General features: G+C 61.1%; 11 protein-coding genes. 3 read left to right on the top strand and 8 right to left on the bottom strand.

Annotated features, from left to right (window positions below; all coding sequences use genetic code 11):
- Positions 1–31: 31 nt before the first annotated feature.
- Together ACFSNN_RS01680 and ACFSNN_RS01675 are read right to left on the bottom strand one after the other, a co-directional pair.
- Positions 32–3,145: a bifunctional diguanylate cyclase/phosphodiesterase gene (locus tag ACFSNN_RS01680; protein WP_134462173.1), complete on the bottom strand. Its 3,114-nt coding sequence runs from the start codon at positions 3,143–3,145 to the stop codon at positions 32–34.
- Complete coding sequence (locus tag ACFSNN_RS01675; RefSeq protein WP_134462170.1) at positions 3,142–3,936, bottom strand: substrate-binding periplasmic protein; 795 nt, start codon at positions 3,934–3,936, stop codon at positions 3,142–3,144. The genes ACFSNN_RS01680 and ACFSNN_RS01675 overlap by 4 nt, the downstream gene beginning before the upstream one ends.
- A gap of 470 nt (positions 3,937–4,406) precedes the next feature.
- On the opposite strand from ACFSNN_RS01675, the gene ACFSNN_RS01670 reads away from it, so the two are divergent.
- Together ACFSNN_RS01670 and ACFSNN_RS01665 are read left to right on the top strand one after the other, a co-directional pair.
- Complete coding sequence (locus tag ACFSNN_RS01670; RefSeq protein ID WP_134462167.1) at positions 4,407–5,468, top strand: catalase family peroxidase; 1,062 nt, start codon at positions 4,407–4,409, stop codon at positions 5,466–5,468.
- Positions 5,465–6,007: a cytochrome b gene (locus tag ACFSNN_RS01665; RefSeq protein WP_134462164.1), complete on the top strand. Its 543-nt coding sequence runs from the start codon at positions 5,465–5,467 to the stop codon at positions 6,005–6,007. Before ACFSNN_RS01670 ends, ACFSNN_RS01665 begins: the two co-directional genes overlap by 4 nt.
- A gap of 87 nt (positions 6,008–6,094) precedes the next feature.
- On the opposite strand, the gene ACFSNN_RS01660 is transcribed toward ACFSNN_RS01665, so the two are convergent.
- From ACFSNN_RS01660 to ACFSNN_RS01635, 6 genes are all read right to left on the bottom strand, one after another.
- On the bottom strand, positions 6,095–7,837 hold the full coding sequence (locus ACFSNN_RS01660) for an ABC transporter substrate-binding protein (protein WP_012428519.1): 1,743 nt from the start codon (positions 7,835–7,837) through the stop codon (positions 6,095–6,097).
- A gap of 106 nt (positions 7,838–7,943) precedes the next feature.
- Positions 7,944–8,225, bottom strand: coding sequence for a DUF2160 domain-containing protein (locus ACFSNN_RS01655; RefSeq protein ID WP_134462161.1), 282 nt, complete (start codon positions 8,223–8,225; stop codon positions 7,944–7,946).
- Positions 8,225–9,034, bottom strand: coding sequence for a carbohydrate ABC transporter permease (locus ACFSNN_RS01650; protein WP_012428521.1), 810 nt, complete (start codon positions 9,032–9,034; stop codon positions 8,225–8,227). The genes ACFSNN_RS01655 and ACFSNN_RS01650 overlap by 1 nt, the downstream gene beginning before the upstream one ends.
- On the bottom strand, positions 9,024–9,920 hold the full coding sequence (locus tag ACFSNN_RS01645; protein WP_106313168.1) for a carbohydrate ABC transporter permease: 897 nt from the start codon (positions 9,918–9,920) through the stop codon (positions 9,024–9,026). Before ACFSNN_RS01645 ends, ACFSNN_RS01650 begins: the two co-directional genes overlap by 11 nt.
- Positions 9,917–11,005 (bottom strand): ABC transporter ATP-binding protein, encoded by a 1,089-nt coding sequence (locus ACFSNN_RS01640; RefSeq protein WP_134462158.1) that lies wholly within the window; start codon positions 11,003–11,005, stop codon positions 9,917–9,919. The genes ACFSNN_RS01645 and ACFSNN_RS01640 overlap by 4 nt, the downstream gene beginning before the upstream one ends.
- Positions 10,992–12,098 (bottom strand): ABC transporter ATP-binding protein, encoded by a 1,107-nt coding sequence (locus ACFSNN_RS01635; protein ID WP_134462155.1) that lies wholly within the window; start codon positions 12,096–12,098, stop codon positions 10,992–10,994. Before ACFSNN_RS01635 ends, ACFSNN_RS01640 begins: the two co-directional genes overlap by 14 nt.
- Positions 12,099–12,457: 359 nt before the next feature.
- On the opposite strand from ACFSNN_RS01635, the gene ACFSNN_RS01630 reads away from it, so the two are divergent.
- Positions 12,458–14,356, top strand: coding sequence for a S9 family peptidase (locus ACFSNN_RS01630; RefSeq protein WP_134462152.1), 1,899 nt, complete (start codon positions 12,458–12,460; stop codon positions 14,354–14,356).
- Positions 14,357–14,434 lie beyond the last annotated feature (78 nt).

The following is a 14,434-nucleotide window of genomic DNA, read 5'->3' as shown; positions in this document are numbered from 1 at the left end:
GCGCTACGTCACCGGCGGCACGCCACGTGTCTCATGTTCGCTCAGCCACGCATTGACGTGTCTCTACATTGTTCAACAGCGCCTCAAAATCCTCGATAGGAAGCGGGCGGCAGAAATAATAGCCCTGATACGCGTAGCATCCCGCTGCCGCGAGGAAATCCCGCTGAGCCTCCGTTTCGACGCCTTCGGCGATCACACCCAAACCGAGGCTGCGCGCAAGCGCCACGATAGTTCTGGCAATCACGGCGTCGTTGGAATCGACCAGGACGTCGCGCACAAATGAGCGGTCGATCTTCAGTTGATCCAAAGGCAGGCGCTTCAAATAGGACAGCGACGAATAGCCGATGCCGAAATCGTCGAGTGCAAAGACGATGCCTTTCGCTTTCAGTGCACTCATCTTCTCGATGATGTCTTGCACATTGTCGACCAGCACGCTTTCCGTCAGCTCCAGTTTTAACCTGTCGGGCCGCGCGCCGGTGCGACCGATAATCGTCAACACGTTGTCCACGAAATCGGCTTCGCGGAACTGCTGGACGCTGACATTGACCGCAATCGTGAGATGCGCCATGTCGGGCCGCGTTGCCCATTGCGCGAGTTGCGCGCACGCGGCCTCCAGTACCCAGCTTCCCAGCGCAACGATCAGTCCGGTCTCTTCGGCCAGCGGAATGAACTCGGCGGGCGGCACGATACCGCGCTGCGGATGCTGCCAGCGCACCAGCGCCTCCGCGCCTGTCACTCGCGTACCCACGACCTGTGCCTGGTAGTGGAGCAGGAACTGGTTGTCCTCGATGGCATTGCGCAAGCCCGCTTCCAGCGCGGCTCGCTGCACGACGACGGTTTGCATGTCGGGATCGAAGAAACGGACGGCATTACGTCCCCGTTCCTTGGACTTGTACATCGCGAGGTCGGCCTGCTTGAGGAGTTCGTCGATCGAGGCCTGATGGCCTCTGAACACCGTCGCGCCGATACTCGCACTAGTGCGGTACTCGATCTTGCCAAGCTGATACGGACTGCCCAAAACGGCGAGGATTCTTTCGCCCACGGCCTCCGTCTGGTTGGCCGCCTCCTGGCGGTTCCTGTGCAGGTTGCCGAGCACCACCACGAACTCGTCGCCGCCCACTCGTGCCACGGTGTCGCTTTCGAGTACGCTGTCTGCCAGACGCTGCGCCACTTGCTGCAGCAGCAGATCGCCTTTGTCGTGACCCAGGGTATCGTTCAACGTCTTGAAGTGATCCAGATCGATGAACAACAGCGCGCCACACGCTTCGTTGCGGGCACTGGCCGTGATAGCCTGCCTCAGGCGATCCAGTAGCAAGGTGCGATTGGGCAATCGAGTCAATGCATCGAAGAAGGCCAGTTCCTTGATTCGCTCTTCCGCGATCTTGCGTTCGGTAATGTCGTGATGCGTGCCGACATAGTGACTGACCGTGCCGTTGTCGCTCATCACGGCGGAGATCGTGAGCCATTTCGGGTACACCTCGCCGTTCTTGCGGCGGTCCCAGACTTCTCCTTGCCATCCGCCCGCACTGTGAATCTCTTCCCACATCTCCTGGAAGAATGCGTCGTCGTGGCGGCCGGATCGAAGCACGCGCGGTGTCTGGCCCACGATCTCCTCGGCGGTATAGCCGGTACATTCGGTGAAGGCCGAGTTCACGCGCAGAATGGTGGCGCTCGCGTCGGTGATCATCATCGGTTCCATCGAGTCGAATGCGACAGCCGCAATGCGCAGTTCAGCCTCGACCTGTTTGCGCTCGGTAATATCGCGGCCGCTCGTGCGAAAGCCGATGAACTCGCCCTTGGAATCGGTAATGGGAACCCACGACGCGGACAGCCACATGAGCGAGCCGTCCTTGCGCACGCAGCGAAACTCGAGGTCGTCGCCGCGCAGACCCTGTAGCGCCTTCTGGAATTCAGGCGCCACGCGGGGAATGTCCGCGGGATAAATCACGGTGCCCGCAAAATCCGGCAAGGCCATGCACTCGTCGACCGTATAGCCGATGTACGCCTCCACCGCCGAATTGATCCAGCGCGGCTTGCCGTCGGGTCCCCACCAGATTTCCCAGTTGACCGTACAGTCGGCAATCGCGCGGAATTTCTCCTCGTTCTCGCGCAATTCTTTTGTCATTGCCGAGGCAAGCCGCATCGCGCGGCCGCGGCCGGTCATCATCAGCCAGGTGAGCAGCGCCAGCAGCAGGCTGAGGCCCGTGCCGGTGCTGGCGATAGGCAGCGCGGCGTTACGGCCGAAGCGAGCCTTGAAGTCGTCCTGGGCATTCATCGAGAGTGTCCAGTCATGTCCGCCCACAACCAGATATTCGTTGGCCGACATGTCCGTGGCCCGATGATGACCGGGCGCCTCAGGCGTCTTGTGCAACAGCGCGGCGGCCGACGTTTCGACGCCATCGTAGATCGCGATAGTGAGGCCGGGCGGTTGCTCGCCGTACAGGCTGGCGATGACATCGTGAATGCGGAACGAGGCGAACACCCAGCCGACCAGATGCGCGCGGCGCTGGGCGACGCTGTCTTGCGGCTGACCTCGTGCATAGATCGGCAGGTACATGATGAATCCGGGGCGAGCATTGCCGGAATCCACCGAGAGGCGAACCTTGCCGGAAAGGGTCGCCATGCCTGAGTCGCGCGCCTGTTCCAACGCACGCCGCCGCACCGGGTCGGCCCATGCATCGAAACCGGGCGCCGCGCGATTGATGCCGATGAACGGCTCGCGCTGGATGATGGGCGCGTAGTCCTCGCGCGAGCCTTTGGGCTCGATCGCGTAGTCGGGCAAGCCTTGCCGGCGCATCGAAGCTATGTGCTCGACCATTTGCGTCGCCGGCACCCACGCGACGATGCCGATCGCCTGGATGCCGGAGAAGTTGGCGTCGAGATTGAGCGTGCCGACGTAGTCACGAAACCGGCCGCGGTCGATCTCGCCTGTCGCGGCGAACAGGCTCTGCACACCGCGTAACAAGAGCTCGTACGTGCCCATGCGCTGCTCGATGCGGCTGACCGCGTCGCCCAGCGAATAGTTGAACTGGGACAGCAGTTCATGACGGGCAGCTTGCCGCTCATGGTCCCACAGCATCCAAGTCACGCTGAGCGCGGCGGAGAGGACCAGAAACGGAAGCAGGACGAGGCGTGCCCAGTTCACGGCTGCGTCTTGAAATCGACCATCGAATCGGCGAGGTCAGGTTTGAAATACTTCTCGAAGATGCGCCGCACGGTGCCGTCCGCGCGCATTTCATTCACCAGCGCGCGCCACTTCTCGCGCTCGGCGGGCGACAGCGCCTTCTTCGACATGATCAGGCCATGGCGCACGGCGGGGTCGTCGAATTCCACGATGGTGGTCACGTCGCGGATTTTCTTTTCATCGATTGCAGGGTAATCGAAAGGCTCGATGATCATGCCTTGAATGCGCCGGAGAATCAGCGCCTGATACAGCGGCTCCAAGCCGCCGGCCTGGCTGACGCGGTTTGCGGCCGACAGCTTGTCGACCAGCCGGTTGGCCGAGTCGCTATAGCGGAAGCTGCGGATCACGCCGAGCTGAAACTGGTCGTTGTGCTCGAAGTCGGCAAGCCGATGAATTCCAGCGTCCTTGCGCACCAATAGATAGTACTTGTTGCTGAAGTACCAGGCGAAGTCCGCGTATTCGTTACGCTCGTCGTTGGCAATGCCCGACAGGCTGAAATCCAGTCCGCCGGATTCAATCAGCTTCCAGATCCGGGCTCGCGACATCAGGCTGACTCTGATCTGGCAACCGCTGCGGCGAATCAGTTCGTCAGCGAAGTCCTTGTCGATCCCGCTATCCGTGTCGACGGAATAGAGCAGACCGTGATCGTGTAAAGCGAGCGTAAACGAACGCGAACAATCGGGACCCGCGGCCATGGCGTTGCCCACGCAGCTTAGCGCCAGCAACCAACCCCCGAGGCATTGTCGAATCACAGTGTCTCCGTCGTACGAAGATGACTTGAGTACCACATTCAATTTCCCCGACGATGACGCCGACGAGATACTGCTATCTGGTCAATTTGAATGCGGCCAATGAGATGCCATTTTTTTCACGGACTGGCCAGCATACACCTGTCCGTAGCGCCAGCGGAACATTCAACCGAAGGCGCTCTTCACGCAATATCGGCAATGGGCTGCAGTTCTTGAGGTGGCGGTTGTTATTTTTTTCGTGGGAGCGGATTCTGTCGATTTGGAGAACTTGAGCCTTCATTACGACAGTCCGGACATTCGCGAGATCATAGTTGCCGGGGATATCGCCGTGGTGCGACTCTTTTGGTCATGTCGTTTGGCGACGATGCCGAATAAGGTTCTTGACTGAGTAAGCACGATTCCCCAACCAATGGCACTATTCTCCCCACCCTGCTAGATTTCTACTCAGCCGAATCATTGATCGGGAGAGATCGATGGCCGACAGACCGACTTCCAACGCCTCCACAGTCCGTTCGCTGGTTCTGATTGCAGTCGTCGTGGCTGCGCTGGCCGCGGCCTTCGCCTATACGGCCGGCTGGCTCTCGCCAGGGCGTCTCACGCCGGCAAAGATCGTCAACGGTCTCGCGCCGCCGGGCGGCGCGGCGCTCGGCTTCCGGCGCAATCATGCCAAGGGCATCTGCTTTACCGGCACTTTCGAATCGAACGGCGAAGCCGCGACGCTTTCCAAGGCACCGATGTTCGCGCAAGGCTCGTATCCGGTCACAGGACGATTCAACCTCGCCACGGCCGACCCTAAAGCGCCGGATGCCACGGTTAGGGTGCGAGGCCTCAGCCTGCGCATCGCGGGACCGGATGGAAGCGAATGGCGCACGGCGATGATCGACGCGCCCTTCTTCCCGGTCGCCACACCGCAGGCGTTCTATGCTCTGCTTCAGGCGTCGGCCGACAAGAGCGATCCGGACGCGATGAGGAATTTTGTCGCCGCGCACCCGGAGTTCGGCACGTTCGTCGGCTGGGCCGGCAGCGCGCCGTGGACGGCCTCGTACGCGCAGGACCGCTACAACAGCCTCAATAGCTTCATCTTCACGAATGCCCAAGGGCAGGAGCAGCCCGTGCGCTGGTCCTTCGTACCGGCGGCGCAGCCCGAGGCCGTCTCCCCGGACCAGCTGAAAGCGAAAGGCCCCGACTTCCTCGCCACGGATATCACGCAGCGGGTGCAAAGCGCACCGCAACGCTGGACGCTGGTCATCACCGCCGCCAATCCCGGCGACCCAACTGCCGACCCCAGCAAAGCCTGGCCGGAAGACCGTCGCAAGGTGGAAGCGGGCACGCTGGTGGTCAACGCGATCGAACCCGAGGCCGACGGTCCGTGCCGCGATCTCAACTTCGATCCCACGGTCCTGCCGTCCGGCATGCGCGTCTCGGATGACCCGTTTCCGGCCGCGCGCTCAGCCGCTTATTCCGTCTCGTTCAACCGGCGGACCGCCGAGGATAAGGACTATCCGCGCCATCCGGCGGGAGGAGCCACGCCATGACGACCCCGATCCACGCTCGCTTCACACCGCTGCAACGCGCGCTTCACTGGCTCATGGCGGTCTGCATTCTGGCGATGCTGTTCATCGGCGTCGGGATGGTGTCCACCGTTCGGCCGGATTATCTTTCGCTGGTTTCGATCCACAAGCCTCTGGGCATCATCATTCTCGTGCTGGCGCTGATTCGCCTGGTGGTGAGGTTGACGCGCGGCGCGCCGCCGCTGCCGGCGTCGATGCCGGAGCCGATGAAACTCGCCGCCCACCTGTCGCATCTCGCGTTCTATCTATTGATGATCGGGCTGCCGCTGATCGGCTGGGGCATGTTGTCGGCGGCGGACTATCCCGTCGTAGTGTTCGGGATACGTTTGCCGTCTATCCTGCCGCATAGCAACGGTTTGCACACGCTGCTGTGGAACGCGCATAGAGCACTCGCGCTATGTTTCTTCGCGCTAATCCTGCTGCACCTGGCGGCGGCGCTTCTGCACGCGCTGGTGAGGCGTGACGGTGTATTCGAAGCGATGGCATCCTGGTCGAAGCGGTGAGACGCGCGCCTCCAGCGATTGAAACGAAGCGGGTGACCTGAACAGGCCGCCCGCTTCAAACTCTACTCAGTTACCGCGTCGCCACGCTTACCGCACCTTCCCCTGCTTCCACGCAGTCAACAGCTGGTCATACTTGACCGTTTCGCCTTTCGGCTTCTCGTTCGCCAGCTTTTTCCACGGTGCATGCTGATCCGACAGCCATTTGTCCGGAGAGCTTTCCGGATTCAGCTCCGGCGCGCAGACCTTCATCCCCGCGCGCTGCAAACGGCCCAACACCTGGTCCATTTCCTTCGCCAGATTGTCCATCGCGGCTTGCGGTGTCTTCTCGCCGGCGACTGCCGTCGCGACGTTCTTCCACCACAGTTGCGCCATCTTCGGATAGTCGGGCACGTTGTTGCCGGTCGGCGTCCACGCGACACGCGCCGGGCTTCGATAGAACTCGATCAACCCGCCGTACTTGTCCGCGTTCTTCGTGAAGTAATCGCTATGAATGTCGGAATCGCGAATGAACGTGAGACCGGTAATCGACTTCTTCAGCGAGACCGTTTTGGATGTGACGAACTGCGCGTATAGCCACGCGGCAGCGCGCTGGTTCGGCGGCGTCGACTTGAAGAAGGTCCACGAACCGACGTCCTGATAACCGTTCTGCATGCCGTCCTTCCAATACGGACCGTGCGGCGATGGTGCCATGCGCCACTTCGGCGTGCCGTCCGCGTTGGTCACGTTGCCGGGTTTCAGCATCGACGCGGTGAACGCGCTGTACCAGAAGATCTGCTGGGCAATCTTGCCTTGCGCCGGCACCGGTCCCGCTTCGTTGAACGTCATGCCCGAGGCTTCGGGCGGCGCGAACTTCTTCAGCCAGTCGATGTATTTGGTGGTCGCGAACACCGCGGCCGGACTGTTCGTGCCGCCGCCGCGCGAGACCGACGCGCCCACCGCATGGCAACCGTCCGGCGTGACGCGCACGCCCCATTCGTCGACCGGCATACCGTTCGGAATGCCCTTGTCGGCTTCGCCCGCCATCGAGAGCCATGCATCGGTAAAGCGCCATCCCAGCGACGGGTCTTTCTTACCGTAGTCCATGTGTCCATAGACTTTTTCGCCGTCGATATTCTTCACGTCGTTCGTGAAGAATTCGGCAATGTCCTCATACGCGGACCAGTTCACCGGCACGCCCAGCTCGTAGCCGTATTTCGCCTTGAACTTGTCCTGCAGGTCCTTGCGCGCGAACCAGTCGGCGCGGAACCAGTAAAGATTTGCGAACTGCTGGTCGGGCAATTGATAGAGCTTCTTGTCCGGGGCAGTCGTGAAACTCGTGCCGATGAAGTCTTTGATGTCGAGACCCGGGTTCGTATATTTCTTGCCTTCGCCGGTCATATAGTCGGACAGCGGCATGATCACGCCATAGCGATAATGCGTGCCGATCAGGTCGGAGTCGGAAATCCAGCCGTCGTAAATGCTCTGACCGGATTGCATCGACGTCTGCAGTTTCTCGACGACGTCGCCTTCCTGAATGATGTCGTGCTTGACTGAAATGCCGGTGATTTCGGTGAACGCCTTGGCGAGCGTTTTCGATTCGTACATGTGCGTATCGAGTGTTTCGGACACCACGTGCACTTCTTTGACGCCTGCCGATTTCAGCGTCGCGGCGGTGTCGATAAACCACTTCATCTCGTCCATCTGCTGCTGCTTCGATAGCGTGCTGGGCTGGAATTCGCTATCGACCCACTTCTGCGCTTCGGGTGTGCCGGCGATCGCCGCGTGGCTCGTGAAGCCAGTCGCGATGACGCCTGCCACGGCGAGCGTGACGATTCGTCTCCTCTGTTGCATGGCTCTCTCCTGTCTCCGCACCCCTTGGATCAACTGCCGAGGTCCGCCCGGGGCATCAACGGAACCGGTCTGTCCAGATACGCAAACCTTCAGGACGCAATGCTGTTCATCCCTTCCACATGACGATCAGCAGCACGAGCATCGACGCCGCGAAACCGGGCCACGCGCTCGCATGTTCCGCGCTGATGCCGACCCACGCGAGATTGATATACGCGGCAATCAGCAATCCGATAAAGAGCCGGTCGCCACGCGTGGTGCCGATCGGCAGGAAGCCTTTGCGTTCGACGGTGGGCGAGCGCATTTCCCACACGGTCATGCCCGCCAGCATCACCAGGACGCAACCGAAAAAAATCGCCACTTCCGGTGTCCAGTACATCCACGTGAGCATCAGACTCTCCCCATCGCAAAGCCCTTCGCGATGTAGTTCCGCACGAAATAGATGACGAGCGCGCCGGGCACGATGGTCAGCACGCCCGCCGCTGAGAGCACGCCCCAATCCATTCCCGCCGCCGATACCGTGCGCGTCATCACGGCGGCAATCGGCTTGGCGTTGACCGTGGTGAGCGTGCGCGCGAGCAGCAGCTCGACCCAGCTGAACATGAAGCAGAAGAACGCGGTCACGCCCACGCCCGACTTGATCAGCGGCAGGAAAATCTTGATGAAGAACGCCGGGAACGTATAGCCGTCGATATAGGCGGTTTCGTCGATTTCACGCGGCACGCCCGACATGAATCCTTCGAGAATCCACACCGCGAGCGGCACGTTGAACAGCATGTGCGCGAGCGCGACCGCGATATACGTGTCCATCAAACCGACGCTCGAATACAGCTGGAAGAATGGCAGCAGGAACACCGCGGGCGGCGTCATCCGGTTGGTGAGCAACCAGAAGAACATGTGCTTGTCGCCGAGAAAGCGATAGCGCGAGAACGCGTATGCGGCAGGCAGCGCGACCAGCACCGACATCACCGTGTTCATCAGCACGTAGATGATCGAGTTGATGTAGCCCCAGTACCAGGAAGGGTCGGTGAAGATGACCTTATAGTTGTCGAACGTCACGTGGTGCGGCCAGATCGCGAACGCCGACATCGTCTCCTCGTTCGTGCGCAGCGAGATCGACAGCATCCAGTAGAGCGGAATCAGCGCGAACAGGATGTACACCGTCAGCACGGCCACGCGCATCCAGCGATTACTGCGCATAGTCGTCTCCGCTGCTGGCCGGGCCGCCTTTTCCGACACGCTCCATCCAGTTGTACAGAATGAAACACAGCAACAGGATGATCAGGAAGTAGATCAGCGAAAACGCCGCCGCCGGGCCGAGGTCGAATTGGCCGACCGCTTTTTGCGTCAGGTATTGCGACAGGAACGTGGTCGAATCGCCTGGGCCGCCGCCCGTCAATACGAACGGCTCGGTGTAGATCATGAAGCTGTCCATGAAACGCAACAGCACGGCGATCATCAACACGCCGCGCATTTTCGGCAGTTCGATATAACGGAATACGGCGAAACGGCTCGCGCCGTCGATTTCGGCGGCTTGATAGAAGGCGTCGGGAATCGCACGCAAGCCCGCATAGCAGAGCAGCGCGACGAGCGGCGTCCAGTGCCAGATGTCCATCACGAGCACCGTGATCCACGCGGCGGCGGGGCTGGCCGTGTAGTTGTATTCGACGCCCGCGTGATTGAGTGCATAACCGAGCAAGCCGATATCCGGCCGCCCGAAAATCTGCCAGATCGTGCCGACCACATTCCATGGAATCAGCAGCGGCATGGCCAGCACGACCAGCGAAGCCGACGCACGCCAGCCGGAAGCCGGCATTGCGAGCGCAAGACCGACGCCGAGTGGAATCTCGAACAGCAGCACGCACGCGGAGAAGATGATCTGCCGTCCGAGCGCGCCGCGCAGGTCGTCGTCGTTGATAATCGCGCGAAACCATTCGGTGCCGACGAACACATGTTGCGTCGGGCTGATGATGTCCTGCACCGAATAGTTGACCACCGTCATGAGCGGCAAGATGGCGGAAAACGCGACGCAGATGAACACCGGCACGACCAGCAGCCACGCCTTCTGATTGACGGGCTTGTTCATCGCGTGATCCTTTCGTCGTTGCTGAAGAACACGGTTTCCGCCGTGGCGAGCTTCAACCAGACCGCCCCTTCGCCGACCCGCAGATGTGGTTCGACTTTTGCCCTGAAGACGTGGCCGTCGCATTGCGCCGTGACGAGTTGGTAATTGCCGAGTTGCTGCACACGCAGCAGGTGCGCTTTCACCGCGCCGGCCTCACCGTCGCTCGCCACGCACACGAATTCCGGGCGAATGCCGAGCGTCAGCGTGCCGTTGGCGTGCTTCAGCGTATCGAGCGTAGGCGGGTCGAGTCGTAGATGCTGCGTGCCGATCTTGATGCCGTCGGCGTTCAGTTCGATCGGGCAGAGATTCATGCCCGGACTGCCGATGAAATAGCCGACGAACGCATGATCGGGCCGCAAAAACAGTGCACCCGGATCGCCTTTTTGCACGACACGGCCGTTCGTCATGACGACGACTTCATCCGCGAAGGTCAGCGCCTCCACCTGATCGTGCGTCACGTAGATCAACGTGAGCTTCAGTTGCTGGTGAATCTTCTTCAACTGACGGCGCAGGATCCACTTCATATGCGGATCGATAACGGTCAGCGGTTCATCGAACAGGATCGCGGCGACGTCCTTGCGTACGAGGCCGCGCCCGAGCGAAATTTTCTGCTTCGCATCCGCCGAGAGATTATTCGCCTTGCGCGGCAATTCACGCGTCATGTCGAGAATCTCCGCCACTTCGTGAACGCGCTGTTTCACGTCACGTGCCGACATTTTGCGGTTGCGCAGCGGGAACGCGAGGTTGTCGAACACGCTCATCGTGTCGTAGATCACCGGGAACTGGAACACTTGCGCAATGTTGCGTTCGCGTGGGCTCTTCGCCGTGATGTCGCTACCGTCGAACAGCACCTTGCCTTCCGACGGCGTCACGAGGCCGGACACGATGTTGAGCAGCGTGGACTTGCCGCAACCGGAGGGCCCGAGCAATGCATACGCGCCGCCGTCTTCCCAGACCATGCTCATCGGTTGCAACGCGTAGTCGTCGAGCGTGGCGGGGTTGGGAGCGTAAGCGTGCGCGAGATTCTGGAACTCAATGCGCGCCATGAGCGGCCTCCGGGCCAGACACCAGCGTCGTGTCCGCGCCGAACACGAACAGTTCGGCGGGGTCGATGTACACGTCGAGTTCCGTACCGAGATCGATCTGATGCACGCCTTGCAGTTGCGCCACCAGGTCGACGCCGCCCTGCCGCGTGTGCAGATGCAGATAGGTTTCGGAGCCGCTCAATTCGGCCAGTTCGAGCCGGCACGGCACCGCCACCGAGCGCTGTGTGCGCGGCGCGAGTCGCAGATGGCCGGGCCGCACGCCGATGCGGAACGTTTCGTTCTCGCGGACGGCCCGCGCGCTGGCTCGCCCGAGCGGCACGTCGATGCCGATCGGCAGGCGCGCGGTGCCGTCGACGGTGAGATCGCTGGCGAGCATGTTCATCGGCGGATCGTTGAAGACGGTCGCGACGTCGATATTGGCGGGCGCGTTGTAGACATCGAGCGTCGGGCCGTGTTGCAGCACGCGCCCTTTGTCGACGACCGCCGTATAGCCGCCGAGCAGCAGCGCTTCGAGCGGTTCGGTCGTCGCGTAGACGACGGTGGTTTTGCCGTCCGCGAACAGCGTGGCCAGTTCGACGCGCAATTCCTCGCGCAGCTTGTAGTCGAGATTGACGAGCGGTTCGTCCAGCAACACCAGCGACGAGCGCTTGACCAGCGCCCGCGCCAGCGCGCAACGCTGCTGCTGGCCGCCCGACAGTTCGCCCGGGCGCCGTTGCAGCAGGTGATCGATATGGAGTTTGGCGGCGACTTCGTGGACACGCCTTTTGACTTCGTCGGCGGGCGTCTTTTGCAGCTTCAGCGGCGACGCGATGTTGTCGAACACCGTCATGGCCGGATAGTTGATGAACTGCTGGTAGACCATCGCGAGGTTGCGCTGCCTGACGCTGACGCCGGTCACGTCGTTGCCGTCGGCCAGCACCCGGCCCGAAGCCGGGCGGTCGAGCCCGGCCATCACGCGCATCAGGGTGGTCTTGCCGGCTTGCGTCGGTCCGAGCAGCACGTTGATCGCGCCAGGGACAAGCCGCAGATCGACGCCGTAAAGGTGCGTCTGAGCGCCCGAAACGACCGTCACCCGCTCCAGTTCCAAGACCAAATCGCTCTCCTTTGTTCTAGTGCGTCTCCGGTGCTGCGGGTGCCTTCTGGCTCATTCTGGGCGGATGGCAAGGCGCGCCCCTTTTTCCGAAAGGAAATCAAAACAACGGATTCGATGTTCCTTTTTGTTCGTTTACGTTTAAATTGGTGTTAACCATACAATCTGTCGACAATGAAGTTCGATGGCGTTTACCGTATTGATAACGATTGCTTTCGCTGAAGCTTTTATTTGATGCAAATCGTAATATGGGTGTCAGCGTAACAGAATGACCATCAGCTTGATGGATTGCCTGCTCGCGCCGCGCGAATAGGACGCAGGTTTGACGCGCATGGTCAAATGGGGCTTTTGAGGAGGACCGCATGAGTGCTGTCAACGATAAGGAAGCCGCTGACCGGACCGTCAAGCTCTACTCGGTGCGCGACTTTTTCCGCAGGCCCGAGAAACACCAGTTCACGATTTCGCCGGATGGCCGGCATCTCTCGTTCTCGACCCGGCACGCGGGCCGCCAGAACATCTTCGTTCAGGAAGTCGGACCCGATGGCTCGCCGCTCGGAGATGCGCGGGCGCTGACCAACGAAACCGAACGCGATGTACCCGGTCACGCCTGGAAAGGCAACGACCGCATTCTGTTCGTCAAGGACTTTGGCGGCGACGAAAACTATCACGTGTTGTCGGTGCCGATCCACGGCGGCGAACCGGTCGACCTCACGCCGTTCGAAGGCGTCAAGGCGAGTATCGTCGACGATCTCCGGGACGATGACCGCCATATCCTGATTCAGATGAACAGACGCGACCCGCAGGTATTCGACGTGTTTCGCGTCGACGTGGTCACGGGCGCGTTCACCCCGATCGCTGAAAACCCCGGCAACATAATGGGTTGGATGACCGACCACGCCGGCAGCCTGCGCGTCGCCACGGCCTCGGACGGCGTCAACACGACGCTGCTCTATCGCGATACCGAAACCGAACCCTTCCGTCCCATCCTAACGACCAACTTTCGCGAAACGGTGTCGCCGCTATTCTTCACCTTCGACGATCGGCGCCTGTACGTGCTCTCCAATCGAGGTCGGGACAAGACCGCCATCTTCGAGTTCGACCCGCAAACCGCGCAGGAGGGCGAGCTGCTGTTCGAAACCGAACACGTGGACGTGGGCGGCATGACTTTTTCGACCCACCGACGCGTGTTGACTGCCGCATGGTATGTGGACGACCGCCTGCATCGGCATTTCTTCGACGAGTGGGCTCGCTCAATCCACGAGGATCTGGCGCGTCAGTTGCCCGGCGAGGAAATCGCGATCACGAGCATCACACGCGACGAATCGCGCGCGATCGTGCACGCTTCGAGCGACCTGTCGCCGGGTTCGATCTGGACATACGATATCGCCAGCCGTCACCTGTCCAGGCTCACTGAGCTGATGCCCTGGCTCGACGCCGCGGACATGACGCGCATGGAATCGATCAACTTTGTCGCGCGCGATGGGTTGCGGATCAACGGTTATTTGACGTTGCCCGCGGGCATCGAACTCGGGCAAAAGCTGGAGCGCCCGCTTCCGCTGATCGTCAATCCGCACGGGGGACCTTGGGCGCGCGATTCGTGGGGCTTCAACCCCGAAGCGCAATTGCTCGCTAATCGCGGGTATGCCGTCTTGCAGCTGAACTTCCGCGGATCGACGGGCTATGGCCGCGCGTTCTGGGAAGCAAGCTTCGGTCAATGGGGCAAGTCAATGCAGGACGACATCGACGACGGTATCGACTGGCTCGTCGGGCAGGGTCTGGTCGACCCCGCGCGCGTGGGCATCTACGGGGCGAGCTACGGAGGCTATGCCGTGCTCGCCGGCGTGGCGTTCACACCCACGCGCTATGCGGCGGCAGTGGATTATGTCGGCGTCTCGAACCTGTTTACGTTGCTCGAATCGTTGCCGCCGTATTGGAAGCCGATGCTCGACATGATGTACGAGATGATCGGCAACCCGCAAACCGAAGCGGGCAAGCAGGCGCTGCACGATGCATCGCCGCTATTTTTCGTGGATCGGATCGTGACACCGCTATTCGTCGCGCAAGGCGCGAACGATCCGCGAGTCAAGCAAGCCGAGAGCGACCAGATCGTAAGCGCGCTGCGCGAGCGTGGGATCGACGTCAAGTACATGCTCAAAGACAACGAAGGGCACGGCTTCCACAACGAAGAAAACCAGTTCGAGTTCTACGAAGCCATGGAAGCCTTTCTTGCGCAACATCTGGGCGGCCGTTCGGGGGCGTAGCGTCAAAGGATCTGCATGGGACGGCGGCTGGCGCAAACTCGCGACGGCCTGCCGTGCCGGACACGACAGGCCCGTGCC

This window comes from Paraburkholderia dipogonis (genome assembly GCF_042680985.1).
In the GTDB taxonomy this organism is placed as follows: domain Bacteria; phylum Pseudomonadota; class Gammaproteobacteria; order Burkholderiales; family Burkholderiaceae; genus Paraburkholderia; species Paraburkholderia phytofirmans.
The sequence above is the reverse complement of the archived record's forward strand: the minus strand, read 5'-3'. Positions and strand labels throughout refer to the sequence as shown.

Coding starts and splice junctions, on each gene's coding strand:
- ACFSNN_RS01650 (WP_012428521.1), bottom strand. CDS start 9,034: ATGCGCAGTAATCGCTGGATGCGCGTGGCCGTGCTGACGGTGTACATC.
- ACFSNN_RS01640 (WP_134462158.1), bottom strand. CDS start 11,005: ATGGCGCGCATTGAGTTCCAGAATCTCGCGCACGCTTACGCTCCCAAC.
- ACFSNN_RS01660 (WP_012428519.1), bottom strand. CDS start 7,837: ATGCAACAGAGGAGACGAATCGTCACGCTCGCCGTGGCAGGCGTCATC.
- ACFSNN_RS01655 (WP_134462161.1), bottom strand. CDS start 8,225: ATGCTCACGTGGATGTACTGGACACCGGAAGTGGCGATTTTTTTCGGT.
- ACFSNN_RS01670 (WP_134462167.1), top strand. CDS start 4,407: ATGGCCGACAGACCGACTTCCAACGCCTCCACAGTCCGTTCGCTGGTT.
- ACFSNN_RS01630 (WP_134462152.1), top strand. CDS start 12,458: ATGAGTGCTGTCAACGATAAGGAAGCCGCTGACCGGACCGTCAAGCTC.
- ACFSNN_RS01665 (WP_134462164.1), top strand. CDS start 5,465: ATGACGACCCCGATCCACGCTCGCTTCACACCGCTGCAACGCGCGCTT.
- ACFSNN_RS01645 (WP_106313168.1), bottom strand. CDS start 9,920: ATGAACAAGCCCGTCAATCAGAAGGCGTGGCTGCTGGTCGTGCCGGTG.